Origin of the sequence: Dinoroseobacter sp. PD6 (assembly GCF_028807315.1) — a bacterium.
Classification (GTDB): Bacteria; Pseudomonadota; Alphaproteobacteria; order Rhodobacterales; family Rhodobacteraceae; genus Dinoroseobacter; species Dinoroseobacter shibae.
Window position 1 is genome coordinate 1 of the sequence record NZ_JARAMN010000001.1, and the last position, 21,409, is coordinate 21,409.

The 21,409-nt window shown below is 67.1% G+C and carries 22 protein-coding genes and 1 pseudogene; 11 read left to right on the top strand and 12 right to left on the bottom strand.

The genetic code is table 11. The features are described 5' to 3' along the window. Window positions 1-126: 126 nt before the first annotated feature. Window positions 127-1,593, bottom strand: a complete 1,467-nt coding sequence (gene pdxR, locus PVW48_RS00005; protein WP_274579710.1) for a MocR-like pyridoxine biosynthesis transcription factor PdxR — start codon at window positions 1,591-1,593, stop codon at window positions 127-129. Between the two features lie 46 nt (window positions 1,594-1,639). Between pdxR and PVW48_RS00010 the strand changes: the two genes are divergently transcribed. The 4 genes and pseudogenes from PVW48_RS00010 to PVW48_RS00025 all read left to right on the top strand — a co-directional run. After that, complete coding sequence (locus tag PVW48_RS00010) at window positions 1,640-1,762, top strand: hypothetical protein (RefSeq protein ID WP_274579711.1); 123 nt, start codon at window positions 1,640-1,642, stop codon at window positions 1,760-1,762. An 80-nt stretch (window positions 1,763-1,842) separates the two neighbouring features. Beyond that, window positions 1,843-2,073 (top strand): hypothetical protein, encoded by a 231-nt coding sequence (locus PVW48_RS00015; protein WP_274579712.1) that lies wholly within the window; start codon window positions 1,843-1,845, stop codon window positions 2,071-2,073. A gap of 167 nt (window positions 2,074-2,240) precedes the next feature. Then, window positions 2,241-3,623, top strand: coding sequence for an aminotransferase family protein (locus PVW48_RS00020; protein ID WP_012178712.1), 1,383 nt, complete (start codon window positions 2,241-2,243; stop codon window positions 3,621-3,623). A 135-nt stretch (window positions 3,624-3,758) separates the two neighbouring features. After that, window positions 3,759-4,212, top strand: a pseudogene (locus PVW48_RS00025) (GcvT family protein); the annotation flags it as partial. Window positions 4,213-4,434: 222 nt separating this feature from the next. On the opposite strand, the gene PVW48_RS00030 reads toward PVW48_RS00025, so the two are convergent. From PVW48_RS00030 to PVW48_RS00080, 11 genes are all read right to left on the bottom strand, one after another. Continuing rightward, window positions 4,435-4,842 (bottom strand): universal stress protein, encoded by a 408-nt coding sequence (locus PVW48_RS00030; protein ID WP_012178710.1) that lies wholly within the window; start codon window positions 4,840-4,842, stop codon window positions 4,435-4,437. Window positions 4,843-4,888: 46 nt separating this feature from the next. After that, window positions 4,889-5,902 (bottom strand): Ldh family oxidoreductase, encoded by a 1,014-nt coding sequence (locus PVW48_RS00035; protein WP_274579713.1) that lies wholly within the window; start codon window positions 5,900-5,902, stop codon window positions 4,889-4,891. A gap of 59 nt (window positions 5,903-5,961) precedes the next feature. Next, window positions 5,962-7,143, bottom strand: a complete 1,182-nt coding sequence (locus PVW48_RS00040) for a UxaA family hydrolase (RefSeq protein ID WP_274579714.1) — start codon at window positions 7,141-7,143, stop codon at window positions 5,962-5,964. 12 nt (window positions 7,144-7,155) lie between these two features. Continuing rightward, complete coding sequence (locus PVW48_RS00045) at window positions 7,156-7,446, bottom strand: UxaA family hydrolase (protein ID WP_012178707.1); 291 nt, start codon at window positions 7,444-7,446, stop codon at window positions 7,156-7,158. A gap of 15 nt (window positions 7,447-7,461) precedes the next feature. Beyond that, complete coding sequence (locus tag PVW48_RS00050; RefSeq protein WP_274579715.1) at window positions 7,462-8,445, bottom strand: alcohol dehydrogenase catalytic domain-containing protein; 984 nt, start codon at window positions 8,443-8,445, stop codon at window positions 7,462-7,464. Then, complete coding sequence (locus PVW48_RS00055) at window positions 8,442-9,206, bottom strand: SDR family NAD(P)-dependent oxidoreductase (protein ID WP_274579716.1); 765 nt, start codon at window positions 9,204-9,206, stop codon at window positions 8,442-8,444. The genes PVW48_RS00050 and PVW48_RS00055 overlap by 4 nt, the downstream gene beginning before the upstream one ends. After that, window positions 9,199-10,506, bottom strand: coding sequence for a histidinol dehydrogenase (gene hisD, locus PVW48_RS00060; protein WP_274579717.1), 1,308 nt, complete (start codon window positions 10,504-10,506; stop codon window positions 9,199-9,201). The genes PVW48_RS00055 and hisD overlap by 8 nt, the downstream gene beginning before the upstream one ends. Window positions 10,507-10,515: 9 nt before the next feature. Continuing rightward, window positions 10,516-11,844, bottom strand: coding sequence for a TRAP transporter large permease (locus PVW48_RS00065; protein WP_274579718.1), 1,329 nt, complete (start codon window positions 11,842-11,844; stop codon window positions 10,516-10,518). Between the two features lie 12 nt (window positions 11,845-11,856). After that, window positions 11,857-12,372, bottom strand: coding sequence for a TRAP transporter small permease (locus PVW48_RS00070; RefSeq protein WP_012178702.1), 516 nt, complete (start codon window positions 12,370-12,372; stop codon window positions 11,857-11,859). Between the two features lie 117 nt (window positions 12,373-12,489). Next, window positions 12,490-13,638, bottom strand: a complete 1,149-nt coding sequence (locus PVW48_RS00075) for a TRAP transporter substrate-binding protein (RefSeq protein WP_274579719.1) — start codon at window positions 13,636-13,638, stop codon at window positions 12,490-12,492. A gap of 11 nt (window positions 13,639-13,649) precedes the next feature. Then, window positions 13,650-13,802, bottom strand: coding sequence for a hypothetical protein (locus PVW48_RS00080; RefSeq protein WP_274579720.1), 153 nt, complete (start codon window positions 13,800-13,802; stop codon window positions 13,650-13,652). A gap of 199 nt (window positions 13,803-14,001) precedes the next feature. Between PVW48_RS00080 and PVW48_RS00085 the strand changes: the two genes are divergently transcribed. From PVW48_RS00085 to PVW48_RS00115, 7 genes are all read left to right on the top strand, one after another. Further along, window positions 14,002-15,060: a LacI family DNA-binding transcriptional regulator gene (locus tag PVW48_RS00085; protein ID WP_274579721.1), complete on the top strand. Its 1,059-nt coding sequence runs from the start codon at window positions 14,002-14,004 to the stop codon at window positions 15,058-15,060. Window positions 15,061-15,431: 371 nt separating this feature from the next. Next, entirely contained in the window at window positions 15,432-16,169 is a 738-nt protein-coding gene (locus PVW48_RS00090) for a 5-oxoprolinase subunit B family protein (protein WP_274579722.1), read from the top strand. Beyond that, complete coding sequence (locus PVW48_RS00095; protein WP_012178697.1) at window positions 16,166-17,182, top strand: biotin-dependent carboxyltransferase family protein; 1,017 nt, start codon at window positions 16,166-16,168, stop codon at window positions 17,180-17,182. The genes PVW48_RS00090 and PVW48_RS00095 overlap by 4 nt, the downstream gene beginning before the upstream one ends. Further along, entirely contained in the window at window positions 17,179-17,949 is a 771-nt protein-coding gene (locus tag PVW48_RS00100) for a LamB/YcsF family protein (protein WP_274579723.1), read from the top strand. Before PVW48_RS00095 ends, PVW48_RS00100 begins: the two co-directional genes overlap by 4 nt. A gap of 61 nt (window positions 17,950-18,010) precedes the next feature. Further along, a complete protein-coding gene (locus tag PVW48_RS00105) occupies window positions 18,011-18,703 on the top strand; it encodes a D-lyxose/D-mannose family sugar isomerase (RefSeq protein WP_274579724.1) in 693 nt (230 codons plus the stop codon). A gap of 6 nt (window positions 18,704-18,709) precedes the next feature. Then, on the top strand, window positions 18,710-19,465 hold the full coding sequence (locus PVW48_RS00110; RefSeq protein WP_012178694.1) for a sulfite exporter TauE/SafE family protein: 756 nt from the start codon (window positions 18,710-18,712) through the stop codon (window positions 19,463-19,465). Window positions 19,466-19,725: 260 nt separating this feature from the next. Then, complete coding sequence (locus PVW48_RS00115; RefSeq protein WP_274579725.1) at window positions 19,726-21,405, top strand: ABC transporter permease; 1,680 nt, start codon at window positions 19,726-19,728, stop codon at window positions 21,403-21,405. The last annotated feature ends 4 nt before the right edge of the window (window positions 21,406-21,409 follow it).

Here is a 21,409-nt window from a genome sequence, read left to right on the forward strand (position 1 = left end):
TAAACGCCTCTTCCGTCGTCATCCGCATCGTCTGGTTTCCTCTGTACCGGTCGCTCGTTTGGTATGGTTGGGAGCAATCTAGGAGCGGGAGCCGGGCCACACATAGGACCAGATTTTTGAGCCTGATCAGTCCAGATCGGCCAGCGCAGCGGCGATCAGCCGAATGCCCTGGGGAATGCGGGCCACCTCGATCGACGAATAGGCGAGCCGGTAAAAGTTGCGCTGAGGGCGGGTGGGGTCGAAGAAGGCCGCGCCCGGTTCGATCACCACCCCCTTGGACTGGAGCCGCCGGGCCAGCAGGTCGGTATCCACGCCGTCCGGCGCCCGCATCCACAGGCTCGATCCGCCATTGGCGGGTTGGGAGGCGACTTGCAGCCCGGTCTCGGCGATCGCCGTTTCCATGGCGCGGCGGCGCACCTCGTAGGCCTTGCGCATCCGGTTGATCTGCGCATCGAAATGCCCGCGGGACAGGAAGTTCGCCGTGGTCCGCTGAATCAATCCCGGCGGATGGCGGAGCACGGTGCCGCGCAACCGGCGGGCCTCGGCGATGAAGGGGTGCGGGGCGACCATGAAACCCAGCCGAAGCCCCGGAAACAGGGACTTCGAGAACGAGCCGACATAGATCACCGTGCCGTGCGTGTCGAACGACTTGAGCGACGGTGTTGCAGTGCGCCCGAAAGCCAGCTCGAACTCGTACTCGTCCTCCACCACCACGAAGCCGCGTTCGGCGGCCAGGGACAGCAGCGCCTTGCGCCGGGCCAGTGGCATGGTGGCGTTGGTGGGGCATTGGTGGCTGACGGTGGTGAAGAGCACGTCGAGCGCGTCGGGCAGCGTTTCGGGGGCCAGACCGTCTGCGTCCACATCGACGCTTTGGGTATGGCAGCGTGTGGCGCCGAGGATCTGGCGCAGGCTGGGGTAGCCGGGGTTCTCCAGCACCGCCTTGCGCCGCTGGGTGAGCAGAAGTTGCGCACAGAGCCAGAGCGCGTTCTGCGCGCCCATGGTGATCAGGATCTGGTCGGGGCGCGCTGCGATCCCCCGCCGGGGCAGGATGTTGCGTTGGATATACTCCACGAGTTTCGGATCGTCCCGCTCATAATGGTCGGCGGTCAGGCTCTCGAATTCCCGCAGGCCGAGCGCCTCGAGCGCGCAGAGCCGCCAATTGCGATGATCGAAAAGCTGGGGATCCGTCTGTCCGTAGATGAACGGGTAGGGGAAGCTGTGCCAGTCAAAGGGGCGGGCGATCTCCTCGGGCGGCGGTTCCCGGTGGGACATCAGGCGCGTCCAGTCCACGATGCTCTCGCCGTTCTGGCAGGCCTGCACGAGGCTGGGCGCGCTGGGGGCGCTGTCGGAGACGAAGTACCCGGACCGCCCGCGCGCCACGAGGTAGTCGTCGGCCACGAGGTCGGTGTAGGCGATGGTCACGGTGATCCGGCTGACGCCGAGCTGGCGGGCGAGGCCACGGCTGGAGGGCATCCTGTCGCCCGGCTTGAACCGGCCGCTGAGGATACCGTCGATCACCTGCCGCTTGATGCGGTGCTGGCGGGTGCCTTCGCCGTCCTGATCGAAGATGAGGGACTCGGGTCTGATATCCATATCTGGCCCGAGAGTGCCGAAGAATTTGCCGCCGCGCTAGGTCCAGATGCCCGTTCAGTCAGGCGCGGTCCTTCCAGGGCACGCGGCAGGTCTTGCCCTTGCCCATCAGGATATCGATGCCGTGGCCGATGATGCCGGTGATCACGGTAGTGGGTCGGTCTCGGTGTAGGTGTCTCGCCCATGAAGGGCCGATTGCGTGGATCGGCATCAGGTTGAAGCCGGTGAAAGCCCCAGGACAAGAAGATCGTGATGACCGGGATGATCGACGCGGCGCGGTTCGGGCGCTCGGCGCTTTCGTCGCCGACGCTCACGGTCTTGAGCGCGCGAAAGTCGGCCCGGGTCATGGTCGCGCGTGACAGCAAGCATCGCGAGGAACGCACCTGTGAAAATTGCGTGATACATCAGGAGTATGGTCATGCTTCGGTCTCTGTGATCGGTCCGACTATGACGAGCGCTTTGGATGCGGCATGGATCCAGTAGGGTAGAAGTCGTTAAGTCCAGCCTGACACTCCTTGCGCCGGACAGGTGGAGGTTCTGGCCTTATGCTCTGGGCCAGGCTGGCCCTATGGGCGCGGCGTCAGTCCCGGCAACGTCTTTCCGTGCCGCACCGGATGCAGGCGCCCCTCTTGCCAGGACAGGACAGGCCGATGACCACTCATGTTGCTCCCAATGACCTCAGCCATGTGATCGAGGCGGATCGTGCCCATCAGTGGCACCATCTGATCAACCACAAGCCCTTCGAGACGACCGATCCGCGGATCATCGTCGAGGGCAAGGGAATGCGCGTCTGGGATGCCCTGGGCAAGGAACATCTGGATGCGGTCTCCGGCGGGCTCTGGACCGTCAACGTGGGCTATGGGCGGGAGCGGATCGCGAATGCCGTGCGCGACCAGCTCATGCAGATGTGCTTTTTCTCGAATTCGCTTGGCACGATTCCGGGGGCGATCTTCTCGGAAATGCTGATCGACAAGATGCCGGGGATGAGCCGGGTCTATTATGCCAGCTCCGGCTCGGAGGCGAACGAAAAGGCGTTCAAGATGGTGCGCCAGATTGCGCACAAGGTCCATGGCGGGCGCAAGACCAAGATCCTGTATCGCGAGCGGGACTATCACGGCTCGACCCTGGCCACGATGTCGGCGGGTGGACAGTGGGAGCGCAAGGCGCAATACGGCCCCTTCGCGCCCGACTTCGTCGAGGTGCCTCATTGCCTGGAATATCGCGCCCAGTGGGAGGGTGAGAACTACGGCGAGCGCGCGGCTGACGCGATCGAGGAGGTGATCCTGCGCGAAGGCCCGGACACGGTCGGCGCGCTCTGCTTGGAGCCGGTTACGGCCGGGGGCGGTGTGATCACCCCGCCCGAGGGCTACTGGCCGCGCGTACAGGAGATCTGCCGCAAATACGACGTGCTGCTGCATATCGACGAGGTGGTTTGCGGGCTGGGCCGGACGGGCAAGTGGTTCGGCTACCAGCATTACGGGATCGAGCCGGATTTCGTGACCATGGCCAAGGGCGTCGCCTCGGGCTATGCCGCGATCTCCTGCATGGTCACGACCGAGCGCGTGTTCGAGATGTTCAAATCCGAGCCCGGCGCGCCGCTCGATTATTTCCGCGATATCTCGACCTTCGGGGGGTGTACGGCGGGACCGGCGGCCGCGATCGAGAACATGAAGATCATCGAGGAAGAGGATCTGCTGGGCAACACCGACCGGATGCATGACCAACTGATGGGCAACCTCGCCGGGCTGATGGAGAAGCATCGGGTGATCGGGGACATCCGCGGTAAGGGCCTGTTCTGCGGGGCCGAACTTGTGGCGGACCGGACCACGAAGGAGCCCGCGCCCGAGGCCCTGGTGCAGGCGGTCGTGGCCGATTGCATGGCCCAAGGCGTCATCATCGGGGCGACAAACCGCTCGCTGCCAGGGTACAACAACACGTTGTGTTTCAGCCCCGCACTGATCGCCACCGCGGACGATATCGACCAGATCACCGACGCCGTCGACGGGGCGCTGACCCGGGTGTTCGGCGCATGAGCGATCTGCCGGGCACCGCCCGCGTTGCAATTATCGGGGGCGGGGCGGTCGGTGTGTCGCGGCCCTACCATCTGGCGATGCCGGGTTGAAGAGATTGCGTGTTGGCCGAACGTCTCCGCCGCCTCGGCGGTGATGAACATGCAGCGCTATTCGTGGTACATCGAGGATGCCATGGCGCGGGTGCCGCCCTTGGGCACTGCCTGGGTGGGGCGGCTGATCAACGGCCCCATTCCCTACGCGCCGGACGGTCTGCCCCTGCTGGGGCCGATGCCCGGCGTGCCCGATGCGATCGAGGCCCATGCGCGCACCTTCGGGATCGTGCAGGCGGGCGGGACCGGCAAGGTTCTGGTTGAGTGGCTCCGCGATGGTCAGGCCGAGTGGCACATGTGGGCGGCCGATCCACGCCGCAAGACCGGCTATGCGGACGAGGACGACAGTCGCGCCAGGGCGCTAGAGACCTATGGCTATGAATGCGCCATGCACTCGCCCATCACGCGTGGCCCGCGGGGCGCAATTCGGCGGCTATATTGGCTGGGAGCGGGCGGTCTGGTTCGCCGAGCCGGGCGACGCCACGTCCGAGGCCGCCACGTTCAGTGCGCTGCCCTTCCGGGATCCGGAGAATGCGCGGCTGATCGCGAAGCGGCATGCCCGGCATGGGAGGCTGGCGGCGCGGGGGCAGGGTCAGCCCGCCACGCCGACGCGGGATCGGGAGACGCCGGGTTGCCTGCAGAGCCAAAGGGCTGCGACATGGCCGCTTACCGGTCCACGCGCTCTCTCGCGCACCTCCGGGGCCGATCCAGGGCGCCAGGGCTCAGCGCATCACCATGACGGAACAACTGGCCCGCCGCACCACGCGCGCGGCGGTGGAGCCCAGGAAATAGTCGCGCATGCCGGGACGATGGCTGCCCACGATGATCAAGGTACAGCCGTGATCTTCGGCGAATTGCGGGATTTCCACGCCGGGTTTGCCTGTGATCACATGGGTTTCGACATCATCGGCCTCTCCCACCAGTCCCGAAAGCTTCTCGGCCACTTTCGCGGTCAGGTTGTTCTCGGGCTTGTGGGTGACGAACTCCGACACATAGCCGGGCACAGTCTCCAGCACCGTCACAACGAGGATTTTTCCACCCGGGGCGAGCATGTCCCGGGCCTGGGCGAGCTTGGGTTGGATCAGGTCTGCATGGTCGAGGTCGACCGGTACCAGAATTTTCGCGGACATGGGGTCTCCTTCTCGGGGCGGCCCGGTGGGTCCGGGGGACTGGGGCTCAGGGATGGGTGGCGGCAAGACGGCGGGCGCCGTCGAGATAGGCGCGCGGCACCGCGATGCCGTGTGCCTGCGCGGCGTCCAGGGCGGCCAGACGGCGTGTGCCCGGCAGGCGGGCGCCCTCCATCGTCTCGATCTGAGCCAGCAGCGGGGCGAGCCGGGCAGTGAACGCCTCCGCCCCCTCGGGCGGACGCCAGAGCGCCAGGAACTGGCCGACCCCCGGGGGCGGGCCGTCAGCGGAAAAGAATGACCCGGCCTCGGTGCTCAGCGCGGCACCGGTCATCACCGCGGACAGGATCTCGACCATCAGCGCCAGGGCGGTGCCTTTGGCCTCGCCGATGGGCACCATGGTGCCGCCGAGCGCGGCCTCGGCATCCGTGGTCGGATTGCCCGCGGCATCGAGCGCCCAGCCTTTGGGGATCGGCTTGCCCGCCTTCTTGGCATTCATCACCTTGCCGCGGGCCACCTTCGATAGCGACAGGTCGATGACCAACGGCGCGGTCCCGGCTCTGGGCGTGGCGAAGGCAATGGGGTTGGTGCCGAAAAGCGGGGACTTGCCACCCCAGGGGGCAATCGCGGCGGGGGCGTTGACCACCATCATCGCCACCAGCCCGGCTTTTGCCGCCCGCTCCACATGAATCGACAGCGCGCCGCAATGGTGCGAGCGGGTCACGGCGATGGCGGCGGTGCCGAGTTCCTGCGCGACGGCGATGCCTTCGTCGATGGCACGCTCCAGCGCCGGATAGGCGAACCCGTGGCCGGCATCCACCAGCAGCGTGGTCGGGGCAGGGCGGGTGATCGTCACCTCGGCCCCGGCGACGATCTTGCCGCTGCGGGCCTGGGCCACGTAATCCTCCAGCCGCGAGAACCCGTGGCCCACCTGGCCCTCGGCCTCGGCCGCGACCAAGGCGTCGGCGGTGCTGCGCGCAGCGGCTTCCGGCACGCCGTTGGCCGTGAAGGCCCGGAACAGAAGGTCGCGCGCGTCGCGCAGGGAAAGCGTTTCAGTCTCGGACATGGATACCTGGTCTTCGAAAGGAAAAACGGGCGCGCGGACACCGCCGCGCGCCCAGATCGTTACGCCGAGCGGTAGAGCTTGGTCATCGAGAACTCCCGATGCCCCAGCGCCTCGGCGGCGGTGTTGCGGCCATTGGCGGTTCGGCAGATCATCTCGATCAGCGCATCGCCCGCCTCGTCGATGGTCATCTCCCGGCGCAGGATGCCGGAGACATCCACATCCACATGCTCGGCCATGGTGCGCACGGTGCGCGGGTTCGCGGTGATCTTGATCACCGGCACGATCGGGTTGCCGACCACGTTGCCCTGGCCGGTGGGGAAGGTGTGGATCACCGCGCCGCCCGCTGCCATCAGCGTCACGCATTCGGCGGCCGCCGAAGAGCTGTCCATGAAGTAGAGCCCGTTGCCGGACTTGGGCTGCTCGGCAGGCTCCAGGATATCGATGAACTGCGAGGTGCGGCCGATCTTTTCCAGGTTGCCGAGGGCCTTCTCCTCGATGGTGGTCAGACCCCCCTCGATGTTGCCCTTGGTGGGCTGGCTGTCGCTCAGGTCATCGGTCTGGTGCGCGAAGATCACGTCATCCTGATAGGCCTTCCACATCTTGTACCAGCGCTGCCCGACCTCTTCGTTGATCGCGCGCTTCTGGCAGATATGCTCGGCCCCGGTGATCTCGGAGGTCTCGCCAAAAAACCCGGTGATCCCTTCGGGCAGGAGCTTGTCATACATGTTGCCGACCGTGGGGCAGGATCCGAGGCCCGTGGTGGTATCGCTCTCGCCGCATTTGGTGGACACCCACAGCTCGGAGATGCTGCACTCTTCGCGCTGCATCTCGGTCGCCTTGTGGACGAAATCCTTCGCCGCCCAGGAGGCCGCGCGGATCGTTTCGAAATCGCCCTTCTGCTCGATCGAGAATTCGGCCACTTCCTTGCCGGTCTCGCGGATGCCGTCGGCGATGCGCCTGGTCCAGCCTGGCTCGATGCCGATCACCACGACCGAATGCACGTTGGGATTGGACCCGGTGCCGATCATGGTGCGGAAATGCAATTCCAGGTCCTCGCCGAATTGCAGCCGCCCGTAGGCATGCGGGATCGCCAACGTGCCCTTGACGTTGTTGGCGACCGCCTCGCAGGCGGCGTTGGAGATGTCGTCCACGGGCAGGATGAGCACATGGTTGCGCACGCCCACACGGCCGTTTTCACGCCGGTAGCCCTTGACGGTCAGGTTTGAATACTTCGATGCCATTCCAGTGGCTCCTTACCAGCGTTTCGTTTTGCAGTTATGGGTGTGCAGATGCTCGCCCTGGCCGACATCGGCGATGATCTTGCCGATATCCTCGCCGTATTTCATGGCGGTGTCGCCAGCCTTGAGGTCCTTGAGCGCGACCTTGTGGCCGATCGGCACATCGTGCCTGGCGGTCAGCCGGAAGGTCGAATTGTCGTGGGTGACACAGCACAGCATGTCCGTGCCGGCGGTCAGCCCCTCGACCACGACCACACCGACATTGTCGTCATGTTCGTGGACCAGAAGATGCGGGATTTCAGACATTTAGGTCTCCTGTCTTTACGGCTTGAGTATGATCTTGGGTGCGGGCACGCGGCCCGCGCGGATATCGGCGAAGGCGTCTGCCCCCGCGGAAAGGGGACGGCTTTCGGTCCAGTCGAGCCCGCCGAGGCGCCCGTCAAACATCGCGGCACAGGTGTCACGAAAATCCTGCGCGGTGTACGTATAGGTGCCGATCACGGTGATCTCCTGCAGGGTGATCCGCCGAATGTCGAGGCCCGCGGACCCACCGCCCAGCCCGATATGCAAGAGCATACCGCCGGGACGGGTCGCCGCCGAAGCCGCCGCCCGAGTGGCATCATAGCCAACCCCGTCCACGGTGATGTCGAAGACCCGGCCTGCGACCTGCTCGGGCGTCGCGATGGTGTAGTTTGCATCGCGGGCGAGGTAATCGCGGCGCATGGCATTCGGCTCCACCAGGGTCACGTCCGCCACACCCTGCGCTTGCAGGCTGATCGCGGCGGCCACGCCGATGGCCCCGCCGCCGATCACCAGGGCGCTGTCGCGGCGCGCGTCGGCCATGGATGCCAGCCCCAGCCGCACCGCGTGCCAGCTCACCGCCACGGGCTCGGCCAGGGCGGCTTTCTCCAGCGGGACGTCGTCGGGTACGGTCACCAGGTTGCGTGCCGGCATGGCGACGTATTGCGCGAACGCCCCATCGCGCGGGGGCATCGAGATGATCTGCCTTGTGGCACACAGGTTGTCGCGTCCCGACACGCAGGCCGGGCAGGTGCCGCAGGTCACGAGCGGATTGATCGTCACACGCTCCCCGTCGCGGGGGCCGCCGATTATCACGCCCGCGCCCTCGTGCCCGAGGATCAGCGGGGCAGGGCGGCGATCGTCATGTCCGAGATAGGCATGCATGTCCGAGCCGCAGATCCCGACACTGTCGATGCGGATCAGGTGATCGCCCGCAGCCGGAGCCGGGTCCGGCACATCGCGGAACGCCAGCGACTCCACTCCGGTATAAACGAGCGCCTTCATTTCGCGGTGAACCCCCCGTCGACCATCAGGATCTGGCCCGTGACATAGGCCGAGGCGTCCGAGCACAGGAACAACAGAGGGCCGTCGATATCCCCTGGCACACCATTGCGTCCGATGCAGGTCTTGTCCGCAAGCTCCTGCGCCAGCGCGGGATTGTCGAACACGGGTGCCGTGAGTTCGGTCTTGAAGAACCCCGGTCCGACGGCATTGGCATTGATGCCTTGCGCCGACCAGGCCTCGGCCATGGCGCGGGTCAGTTGTGCGATCCCGCCTTTGGTGGCGCCATAGGCGACACCGCCCGGAAAGGCACGCGTGGTCTGGAGCGAGGCGAAATTGACGATCCGGCCCCAGCCCTTCTCCGACATGGCTGGCACCAGCGCCTGAGCGAGGAAGAAGGGCGCGGTGAGGTTCAGCGCCAGCGTGGCATCCCAGCCGGCGGCCGTGACCGCATCGGCCCGCTCGCGATTGTTGATCCCCGCGGCCAGCACCAGGATATCCGGCGCACCGAAGGGTGCGGAGATTGCCTCCACCATGTCCGGCAGGCTGTCGCGGTCGGCCACGTCCCAGGCGACGCTGGCGGTGCGGCCCGGTGTTTCGGCCTCCCAGGCTGCGAGCGCGTCGGCACGCCGCGCGACGCCGACGACCGAGGCTCCGGCGCGGGCCAGCACCGTGGCCGCGCGCCGCCCGAGCCCGGAGCTTGCCCCCGTGACGCAGGCGACCCGACCCGTGAGATCGAAGAGGGAGGCGGGCGCGTCAGTCATTGCCGGTCAGATCGAATTCCTGGTCGGGGAAATACTTCCTGAGACGAATATCGGCGGTGCGAGCGTGGCCTTCCATCCCTTCCAGTCGGGAAATGCGCGCCGTGGCGAGCGCGACGGGCTTGGACCCTTCGCGGGTGGAGCGCTGCCAGGTCACGATCTTCATGTATTTGTGCACCGATAGCCCCCCGGTGTAATTCGCGGCCCCCGATGTCGGCAGCACGTGGTTCGTCCCCGAGGCCTTGTCACCGAAGGCCACGGTGGTCTCTTCGCCCAGAAACAGCGAGCCGTAGCAGCTCAGCCGCTCCAGCCACCAATCCAGATCCTCGGCCTGCACGGTCAGGTGTTCAGGCGCGTACTCGTCAGAGGTCGCGGCCATTTCCTCACGGTCGGCACAGACGATCACCTCGGCATAATCGCGCCAGGCGGCGGTCGCGTTCTCGCGGTTCACGTCCGGCAGGTCGTCGATCAGGCCGGGGACCAGCTCCATCACCTTCTCGGCCAGCGCGCGGTCATCGGTCACCAGCCAGACGGGCGAGTTGTAGCCATGCTCTGCCTGACCGACCAGGTCGACCGCCACCACCATCGGGTCGGCGGACGCATCCGCCAGGATCAGGCTGTCGGTTGGGCCCGCGATCATGTCGATGCCCACGCGCCCGAAGAGCATCCGCTTGGCTTCGGCCACGAACTGGTTGCCGGGGCCCACGAGGATGTTCGCCTTGGGCAGACCGAAGAGGCCAAAGGTCATCGCCGCCACGCCCTGCACCCCGCCCATCGCCATGATCTTGTCGGCACCGCAGACATGGGCGGCGTAGACGATGGCGGGCGCGATGCCCACATCCGGTCGCGGTGGCGAGCAGGCCACGATATGCTTGCAGCCCGCCACCTTGGCGGTGGTCACGGTCATGATTGCGCTGGCGATATGGCTGTAGCGTCCGCCAGGCACGTAGCAGCCCGCCGCATGAACCGGGATCGCCTTCTGTCCCGCGATCAGGCCCGGCACCACCTCGATCTCGAAATTGGCGACCGTGTCACGCTGGGCCTCGGCGAAACGCTTCACGTTGGCATGGGCGAAATCGATGTCCCGCTTGAGCTTCTCGGGCACCTGCGCGATGGCCGCGTCGATGGCGTCCTGGCTCAGCAGGATCTCGCTTTCGTAATTGTCGAACTTCCGGGCATAGGCCAGTGCGGCGTCGTCCCCGCCGGCCTCGATCTCGTCGAGGATGGCGCGCACGATCTTCTTGGTCTCGCCCGCGTCGCTCTTGGGGGTCAGGGTGGCTTTCTTGAGATACTCTCGCGACATGTTTCGATCCTACTTGAAGATGTCTGGAAGAAGGGCGGTGGAGATTGCCGGAATATAGGCAATCATAAGGGTGACGAGCAGCATGAAAAACACGAAGGGGACTGCCCGATAGGCGATTTTCAGGATGGATTCCCCTGTGATGCCCGACACCACGAACAGGTTGAGCCCCAGCGGTGGCGTGATGAAGCCCACGCCCAGGGCGGTGATCATCATGATGCAGAACTGGATCTCGTTCATGCCGATCTCTTCGGCCAAGGGCAGCAGGATCGGCGCCAGGATCACGATGTTCGGCGTGGTTTCCATGACGCAGCCCGCGGCGACCAGAATGGCCAGCATCATCAGGATGAGCACCCAGGGCTCTTCGCTGACACCGGTCGCCACCGCGACGAAGCCCTGCGGCACGCCGATAATGGCCAGCGCTTCGGCCAGCGGCACAGAGAAGGCGATGATCGGCAGGATCACCCCGTTGACCTTGGCCGAACTCACCAGCATCGCGGGAAAATCGCTCAGCTTCAGCGTGCCCAGCACGAAACCCATCACGATGGTGACCACGACCGCCGTCGCGCCGGCCTCTGTCGGCGTCATCCGCCCCGAGAAGATGCCGTAGAAGATGATGCCGGGCACGATGAAGGCGTACCAGCCGGACTTCAGCGCCGCCCAGAGCCGGGAGAAGTACTCCGGCATCGAGACATTGCCGCCGCCCTCCCAGCCGTTGAGCCGGTTCATGATGATGTTCGTCACCAGGATCGACACCAGGATCGCGAGGCCTGGGATGACGGCCGCCAGGAACAGGGTCGAGGCCGAAATACCCAATACGAGGCCGATGATGATATAGGCGATCGAGGGCGGGATCAGGATGCCGGTACAGGCCCCGGCCGCGACCAGCGCGCAGGCATAGGGCCGCGGATAGCCCGACTCGACCAGCCGCGCGATGGTCATCCGCCCCACGGCAGCGGCGCCCGCCGCGTCAGAGCCCGAGATCGCCGCGAACATCCCGCAGACCAGCACCGTCGCCGATCCGAACCCGCCCTTAGCGAATTGCGTGAGCGCCTCGGCCACATCGAGAAACTTGCGCGACAACCCCGTGCGGACAAGCGCGTCGCCGGTCAGGATAAAGAGCGGCACCGCCGTCAGGGCAAACGCGTCGATCCCCGAGAACAGCCGTTCGCCCACGAGGCTCAGGGGCAGGGCGCCCGACCACACAAGCATCAGGATCGCCGAGGCGCCGATGGCGGCCCAGACCGGCACGGCAAGGGCCACGAGGGCGACGAACATGATCACCGGGCCATAGAAATCCCAGCCCAAGATCACGGTTTGGTCCATTTGCTGCCAAAGCATGTCTCCGCCCCCTCAGTCGAACAGCTTGTCGCCTTCGTAAACGGGTCGTCCCGCACGAAGGTCGGCCAGATCGCGCAGGAAGGATTGCACGAGGCGAAGAATGACAAGGGCGAACCCGGTGGGCACCGCCATCAGGAACCAGACCTGGCTGATCCGCAGGCCCGGCGTGACCGAGCCGAACTTGGCCGAGACCAGCACCGTCTCGAACGACCAGTAGAGCGCGATGATCGCCACCACGAACATCACCAGATCCCCGAAGATGTAGAGCAGGGCCTTGGCGCGGCGGCCGACATACTGCATCAGCACGTCGATGCGGATATGTCCGCGTTCCTTGACCGCGGCGGCGCAGCCGATCCAGGCTAGGTATATGAAGGAATAGCGGACGATCTCCTCGCCCCAGATCGAGGAGTAGGACATGATCTCACGCCGCAGAACCTCGATGAACATCGTCGCGACGAGCATAACGTAGAACAGCAAGAGCGCCCATCGCTCCCCGTTCTTGTCGAGTATTCGCAGGAAATTTCGCATGAGTCCCTCCTCGACCCCGAAAGGGCCCAGCCCGATCTCGGGCGCCTCCGCGTTGAACGATGCGGTCGTGAGGGGCCCGGCGCCGCAGCGCCGGACCCGGTGTCGTGAGTGGCGTCTTTACGCGTCGTGGACGTAGAATTTTCCACGTGTGCCCGCGGCTTCTTCCAGTTTGGAGAAGGCCTCCATGGACCCGGCCAGCTCCACCTTGAACTCGTCCCATTCGGTGCGCTGGTAACCCCCGGCGGCCTGCCACTCCGCGAGTTGGTCGTCGTTCAGGGAGTGGAACTGGACACCGGATTTGGTGAGCTCTGACATCGCATAGGCGCGCGCGGATGGCACCTTGGCGAGGTTCTGGTGCGTGGTCATCTCGCCCGCGAACTCGATCCCTTCCTGCACGTCCGATGGCAGGGAGTTGAACCATTCGAGGTTCATCGAGAACACCTGGCTGTCCGGCACCGCTTGGGTGAAGGTCACATGGCTCAGGATGTCGCCGAAGCCGAAGACATAAAGCGCGCCCACGGACGGATCGAGCGCATCAGCCACGCCCTGCTTGATCGCCGAAGGCGTCTCGCCCCAGGCGACCGGGGTCGGGTTGGCGCCGACCATGCGGTAATACTGCTGCAGCATCGCGGAGCCCGGCACGCGGAACTTGATGCCATCGAGATCGCCCGGCGACAGCACCGGCCCCGCGCCCCCGGCGCGCACCGCGACGACCCGCGGGTCGATCACCACATACATCAACGCCTTGAAGCCCGCGGCCTCGATTTTGGGATGCACCTCGGCCTTCCAGGGATCGGAGCTGACGAGGTTGGTGAAGCGCTGGTTCGAGCCGCAGAAATACGGCAGGTTGATCAGGTCGGTGGCACTCGCAAACGGTGCGAAATTGGCCAGAGAATGCTGTGCGCACTGGATCGTGGCACCCTGAACCGCCTGCACCAGGGCCGCGCCCGCGCCGAGCTGCCCGCCCGGGGCGAGCTTGACATAGACCTTGCCGTTGGTGGCGTTCTGGATGTTTTCCTTCAGGTCGAGTTGCATGATCGGATAGCTGCGCGATGCGCCCAGCACATAGGCAGTGGCCAGCGTCATCGTGTGATCGGCGGCGGCCTCGCGCTCACGCTCTTCGCGGGCGGATTGCGCCACGGCCGCATCGGACCACAACAGCCCGCCGGCCCCGACGACCAGGGCGGCCGTGAAGCTGCCCGAGCCTGCGAGTTTCAGGAAATTCCTGCGCTCGACCGACGCGATTTCCTTGGTATCACGATCCATGTTTTCCTCCCTTATGGATTTCTGTCTTTTCTGTCAGGGTCGGCGGCTTCCGCCTTCAGGATCGCGACCGTGAAGAGAATTGCGGCGATGAAGAGAATGACCATCTCCGTGACATCGCTGAACATCGGTGCATTGGTCACCGCCCCCATGACCACATTGGCCACGTAGATGGTGAATACTGCTGCGGATAATGCTAGAAACACCGCTTTGTCCTCCCAAACGCCCCGAGTCGCGCTCAATGTAAGCGCTTACATAAATTCATGCAAGCGATTACATTGGCCCAAGGTCGCCTTTCGTCGCGGACCCGGACAGGCTAGCCTGTTGGGGTTGGACAGCTGGCGACGCTGCGGTTGTAGGAGAAGCATGGTCGACAGGACGACAAACAGGCGCGTGGCACGCAAACCCGCCACCCCCTCGCCGACCCTCCAGGACGTGGCGCAGGCGGCGGGCGTGTCCACGGCGACCGTGTCGCGCTGCTTGAACTCGCCGGAACTGGTGGTCGAGCAGACCCGGGAGCGCGTGCTGGCCGTGGTGCAGGAGCTTGGCTATGCGCCCAATTTCGGGGCGCGGGCGCTGGCGGCGAAACGCACCAATACCATCGGCGCGATCATTCCCACCATGGAAAACGCGATCTTCGCCCGGGGCCTGCAGGCCTTTCAGGAAGAATTGGCCCGCCACGGGCTGACCCTTCTCGTGGCGTCGTCCTCCTACAGTCCCAAGCTGGAGGAGGAACAGATCCGCACGTTGCTGGCGCGCGGGGCGGATGCGCTGCTGCTGATCGGGTTCGAGCGTTCGGCGCGGGCTTACGAGCTGTTGCAGCAGCGCGGCGTACCTTACGTCATCGCCTGGGCCTATTGCGCGGGCAGCGACCACCATGCCATCGGCTTCGACAACCGCGCGGCGATGCGGGCGCTGGCGCGGCAGGTCTTCGGTCTGGGTCACCGGGATGTGGCGATCATCGCGGCCCCGATGGACAGCAACGACCGGGCGCGGGAGCGGGTGCTGGGCATCTGGGACGCGGCTGCCGAGGTCGGGCTGAATCGGGACGCCCTCACCCTGGTCCAGACACCCTACTCGATCGAGAATGGCGCGCGGGTCATGGCAGAGATCCTCGCAGGGCCGCGTCGGCCCACGGCGGTGATGTGCGGTAATGACGTTCTGGCCGTGGGCGCCATGGGGGCGGCCCGCGCCGCCGGGCTGTCCGTGCCCGGGGACCTGTCGATCACCGGGTTCGACGATATCGAGATCGCCGGCATCGTCACCCCGGGCCTGACCACGGTCCATGTTCCGCACCGCCAGATGGGGATCGAGGCGGCCCGCGTCCTTGCCGCATTGCTCTCCGGCGGTGCCCCTCCGGTGCCGCTGCTTCTGGAGACGCAGATCATCTCGCGGGCTTCTCTCGGACCCGTGTCCGGGACTTGACCGCCCCTATCATCGGACGCGCAGGCGTAACGCAGAACGCAGAGCGCCACGCAAGCGTGACGCGGAAAGGGGCGCAAGGGACAAGGGGGGGCCGCTGTTCACAACGTGACCCTCCGGGCGCCGCGTGATCCGTCCTTGGCGCGTGTGATTGCATCGGGGCGCGCCGACACAGGTCCGGTCCGCTTCGCCCCCGACGAAAAACTGCCCTCCGACCTTCACGATGCCCTAGTCGACGCGGTGCGTCGCTCCCGCGTTGCGCTCCTGCCGCGAAGCAGGCAAGGTGCCAGCGTGAGGGAAGATCGAGCGGGCATGTCAGACAGGTACACAGCGCAACTTGCGCCGGACACATCCGCCGCCTGCCGGGGTGCGCCATGACGGGCGCTTGGCCGAAAATCCGCCCCGTGGGCCTGACCGGCCTGCTGGTCAGCTTCGCCGACACCCTGTCGGAGCCGGCCAACCGCGCAGCCCTCGCCTTTCGCGCCGCGGTGGAGGCGGAAGCCTGGCCAGACGTTTTGGAAAGCTCCTGCACCCTGGCCTCCTGTTTCATCCGCTTCGACCCGGTGGAGACCGACCCCGAGCCGCTGGAAGCGCGGCTGGCAGATCTGCTCGCGGCTCGCGACTGGTACGCGGCCCCGTTCCCCGCCGGGCGGCGGCTTTGGCGTATCCCGTGCGTGTTCGGCGGCGATCTCGCCCCGCAGCTCGGGGACGCGGCGGAGGCGGCGGGCATGTCCCCCGCCCAGGCGATCGAGAGCTTGAGCACCGCGCGCACCCGGGTCCTGACCCTCGGCTTCGCGCCGGGCATGCCCTATCTCGGCACGCTGCCACCCGCCTGGGACCTGCCGCGCCAGACCGAGCTGACGCCCCGCGTGCCTGTTGGCGCGCTGGTGCTGGCGATCCGGCAATTCGTGCTCTTCGCCACCACGGCGCCCACGGGTTGGCGCCATGTGGGCCAGACCGCCTTCACCGGCTACCGCCCCGGCACCGACCGGCCCTTCGCCCTGCGCGCGGGTGACGAGGTGATGTTCCCCGCGATCCCGGCGGAGGACTATGCCGCCTGCGAAGCCGATCCCAGCGGTCTCGGCGGCGCGACATGGGAGGTGCTGGAATGACCGCGCGCCTCGAGATTTGCGCCGCCGGTCCCGGCCTGACCGTGCAGGATGCCGGGTTCCTGGGCTATATCGGGCAGGGTCTGTCCCGGGGCGGGGCGGCGGACACCCGGGCCCTGGCCGAAGGCGCCGCATTGCTGCGCCAGTCCCCCGACCTCGCCGCGATCGAGATGGCCGGCAGTGGTGGCACCTTCCGGGTCACCCGAGACGCCCGGCTCGCGCTGACCGGTGCGCCGATGCAGGCGACGCTCGATGGCGCGCCGCTCGCCTGGCACGCCTGTCACGCGTGGCCCGCCGGGGCCGAACTGCGCATCGGCGCCGTGCAGGGGGGCAGCTATGGCTACCTGCATGTGGGCGGCGGGATCGACACGCCTGTGGAGCTCGGCTCACGCTCCACCCACCTCACCGCCGGGCTGGGCCGGGCGCTGGCGGCGGGCGACAGCCTGCCCCTGGGCCGCGATCCCGGTGGCCCGGTGGGGCAGGGGCTGCAGGTCGAGGATCGCTTCTGTGGCGGCGAGATCCGGATCATCCGCAGCTTCCAGAGCGACAGCTTCGCGCCCGAGGATGTCACCCGCCTCTCCGAGACGCCCTTCACCCGCGACCCGCGCGGCAACCGGATGGGTGTGCGTCTCGCCCACGCGGGCGACGGGTTCTTTGCCCGGGGCGGGCTCACGGTGCTGTCCGAGATCGTCGTGCCCGGCGACATCCAGGTCACCGGCGAGGGCGCGCCTTATATCCTCGGGGCCGAAAGCCAGACCACCGGCGGCTATCCCCGCATCGCCACCGTCATCCCCTGCGATCTGCCGCGCGCGATGCAGGCCGGGCCGGGCGCGCCGATCCGCCTCGCCCTCGTGGATCGCGCCACCGCCCTTGCGGCCGAGCGCGCCGAGGCCAAGCTGCTGCAGGCCTTGCCGAAACAGGTCCGCCCCCTCTTGCGCGACCCGCGCGAGATGTCGGACCTTCTGTCCTACCAACTGATCAGCGGCGTCACCGCCGGGGAGGAGCCCTCGCCATGACCATCACAGTCGATTTGAACGCCGATATGGGCGAAAGCTTCGGTCCCTGGCCCATGGGCGACGACGCGGCCCTGCTGCGCACCATCACCTCGGCCAATATCGCCTGCGGCGCCCATGCGGGCGACTGGGACGTGATGGCACGGACCATGGCGCTGGCGGTCGAGAACGGCGTGGGCATCGGCGCCCATCCCGGCCTGCCGGACCTGCAGGGCTTCGGGCGGCGCCGGATGCAGATGCCCCATGACAGCCTGCGCAACCTCGTGGCCTGGCAGGTAGGCGCGGCCCAGGCCATGGCACGGCAGGCGGGCGGGGCTGTGCGGCACGTCAAGTTGCACGGGGCGTTGGCCAACATGTGCTCGGAGGATGCCGAGATGGCGCGCGCCTGCTACGAGGGTGCGCTGGCTGCCGACCCGGACGTGATCGTCATGGTGCTGGCCGCCACGGCGCAGCAGACGGCGGTCGAGGCGCTGGGCTGCCGCTGGGCCGCCGAGATCTTTGCCGACCGCGCCTATAACGACGACGCGACCCTGGTGGACCGCCGCCTGCCCGGGGCCGTGATCCACGACCCCGACCGGGCCGGCGCGCGCATGGTCGAGATGGTCAAGGCCGGGGCGATCATCACTGAAAGCGGTGCCCATATCTCCACGCCCATTGACACCATTTGCCTGCATGGCGACACGGCCGAGGCCGTGGGCATTGCCCGCGCCACCCGCGCGGCACTGGAGGATGCGGGCATCACGCTGGCGCAGTTCCCGGGCCGCCGCTGAGCCCTTTACACCCCCGCCGCTCCGGCCCATGGTCCCGGGCGATACCGGGGAGGGGACGCGCATGAAACGATCCGAAATCAACGCCATCATGGCCGAGGCGGATGCCCTGATCCGCCGCCACGGGTTCGTTCTGCCGCCCTTCGCGCGCTGGAGCCCCGCGGAGTTCGCCGCCCGCGCGCCCGAGGCCCGCCATGTCATCGACGCCCGCTGCGGCTGGGACATCACCGATTACGGCGCGGGGCGGTTCGACGAGATGGGGCTGTTCCTGTTCACCCTGCGCAACGGGCGGCTTGCGGACCTGCAGCGCGGTGGTGGCATGTGCTACGCCGAGAAGCTGCTGATCTCGCGCCGCGACCAGATCAGCCCGATGCACACCCATGTGATCAAGGCCGAGGATATCATCAATCGCGGCGGGGCCACGCTGGTGGTCGAGCTCTACGGCTCCGACGACGCGGGCAACTTCGCCGAGGATCGCGGCGGCACCGTGGCCTGCGATGGCATCGCGCGCCCCTACGCCCCCGGCGACAAGCTGCGCCTGGCCCCGGGCGAGAGCGTGACGCTGATGCCCGGGGACTGGCACGCCTTCTGGGGGGAGGGGGGCGACGTGTTGATCGGCGAGGTCTCCACCGTCAACGACGACGAGACCGACAATATCTTCCGCGATCCCATCGGGCGGTTCGCCGAGATCGAGGAGGACGTCGCGCCCACGCACCTGCTGGTCAGCGATTACGCCACACACCTGCCGCGGAGCTGACCGCGCTTGCCCGCCTTGGATCCCGTCGCGCTTCTGGCCATCTTCGCGGCCCTCGCCCTGGGCGGCACCGTCAAGGGGGCGACCGGCGCGGGCGCGCCGGTGATCGCGGTGCCGGTGATCGCGGCGTTCTACGACGTGCGGCTCGGCGTGATGATCATGGCGATGCCGAATCTCCTGTCGAACAGCTGGCAGCTGTGGCGCTACCGCGCGCATCTGATCCCCGGCGGGTTCACCTGGATGCTGGCGGGCGGGGCGGCGGCGGGCTGCCTGGCCGGTACCTTCCTGCTCGCGGTGCTGCCGGACCGGGTGCTGCTGCTGGCGGTGGCGTTCGGAGTGGCGGTCTATATCGGCCTGCGCCTTGCACGCCCGGAGTTCCGGTTGGCGCTGGACACCGCACGGCGCATCGTCTGGCCGGTATCCCTGGGGGCGGGGCTGTTGCAGGGGGCGGCGGGGATCTCTGCCCCGATCACCCTGAGCTATCTCAACGCGATGCGCCTGGCGCGGCCGGTTTTCATCGCGACCGTCTCGACCTGTTTCATCGGCATGGCGGTGGTGCAGGTGCCCGCGCTCTTTGCCACCGGGCTTCTGACCCTGCCGGTCTTCGGCCTGAGCGTTGCCGCGCTGGCGCCGATCCTGTTGTTCATGCCGCTGGGGGCGTGGCTGGCGCGCAAGATGTCCGCCGAGGGGTTTGACAAGCTGGTTCTGGGGTTGCTGAGTGCGCTGGCGGCGCGGCTCTTCTACGTGGCCCTCACCGGCGGCTGAGCGGTGCGCGGTCCAAGCGGTTTCGAAACCGCTTGATCCCCCGCCGGGCCCGGCGCGCTGGATCCGCGGGGCGGGCCGCAGCCGACCGCTCTTCCAAGGTGCTCCCATTGCCGGCCATGCGCGCCCCAAGCGGTTTCGAAACCGCTTGGCCCCGGTTCCGGGTCGGGCGCGCGGCATGCGATTGCGCGCTCAGCGGCGCAACGGCGCGGGGGACGCAAGGCGGGTTGCGTCCCGCCCGTGGGCGAGGCTAGATCGCGCCCATGGCAACCCTGTCCGATCCCTCTGGCGAGCGTCCCGTGAAAAGCCGTGCCCGCAAGCGCCGCGAGGCCCGGCTGCTGGGCACGGGCGCGCTCGTGCTCGCGGCGCTCTGCCTGCTGCCCATGCTCGCGGTCCTGATCACGGCGCTGTCGGGGGGGACCGATACCCTGGCCCAACTCGCCGACACCGTGCTGCCCGGCTATACCGGCGCAACCCTGGCGCTGGTGGTGCTCGTCGGCACCGGCACCTTCATGATCGGGACCTCCACAGCCTGGCTCATATCGATGTACGAGTTCCCTGGTCGCCGCTGGCTGGAGGTGCTGCTGGTCCTGCCGCTGGCCTTTCCGGCCTATGTGCTGGCCTATGCCTATACCCATGTGCTCGACCATCCCGGCATCGTGCAGGCGACGCTGCGATCGGTGATGGGCTGGGGACCGCGCGACTACTGGTTTCCCGAGATCCGCTCGCTGGGCGGGGCTGCGGCGATGCTGATCCTCGTGCTCTACCCGTATGTCTATCTGCTCGCCCGCGCGGCTTTCGTGCAGCAGAGCGCCACCACTTTCTTTGCCGCCCGCGCCCTGGGCCGCACGCCTTTCCGCGCCTTTCTGGAGGTCTCCATGCCCATGGCGCGCCCTGCCATCGCCGCGGGCGTCCTGCTGGCCACCATGGAGACCATCGCCGATTTCGGCACCGTGTCCTATTTCGGCGTCCATACTTTCGCCACGGGCATCTATACCAGCTGGTTCAACATGGGGGACCGGGTGGCCGCGTCCCAGCTTGCCCTCGGGCTTCTGGGCTTCGCGCTCCTGCTCGCGGTGCTGGAGCGTCAAAGCCGCGGTTCTGCCAAGTACCACGGCGGCAAGCGGCAGGAGGCCATGCCCCGCACCACCCTGACCGGCTGGCACCGCTGGAGCGCGACGATCCTGTGCGGCGCGCCGGTGCTTCTCGGCGTGGTCATCCCGATCGTCACCCTGCTGGTCATGGGCATCGGGTCCGAGCAGAACCTGCTCAGCCGCCGCTACATCCGTTTCATCACGAATTCCCTGACCCTGGCCTCGGCGGCGGCGGTTCTGACGGTCTGCGCGGCGGTGATCCTGGGGTACTACCAACGCGTCCGCCCCGGCCCGCGCTCGGACGCGGCTCTCTATATCGCGCGGCTCGGCTACGCGATCCCGGGCGGGGTGATCGCGGTAGGGCTTCTGGTGCCCTTCGCGCTCTTCGACAACACGCTCGATGCCTGGATGCGCGCCAATTTCGACCTCTCCACGGGGCTGCTGCTGACCGGATCGATCTGGCTTCTGGTGGGGGCCTACATGATCCGGTTTCTCGCCGCGGCGCTGGGCGCCTACGAGGGCGGACAGGCGACGATCAACCTCAATCTCGACTATGCCGCGCGGGTGCTGGGCCAGACCGCCTACGGCACCCTGCGTCGGGTGCACCTGCCGATCCTGACGCCAAGCCTGCTGACGGCGCTGCTGATCGTGTTCGTCGACGTTATGAAGGAATTGCCCGCGACGCTCATCATGCGGCCCTTCAACTACGACACGCTGGCGGTGCAGGCCTACCGGCTGGCCTCAGACGAACGGCTCGAAGGGGCGGCCGTGCCCAGCCTGCTGATCGTGGCCGTGGGGCTCTTGCCGGTTATCCTGCTCTGCCGCCAGGTCCGCCGCCAATCGCGCTGAGCCC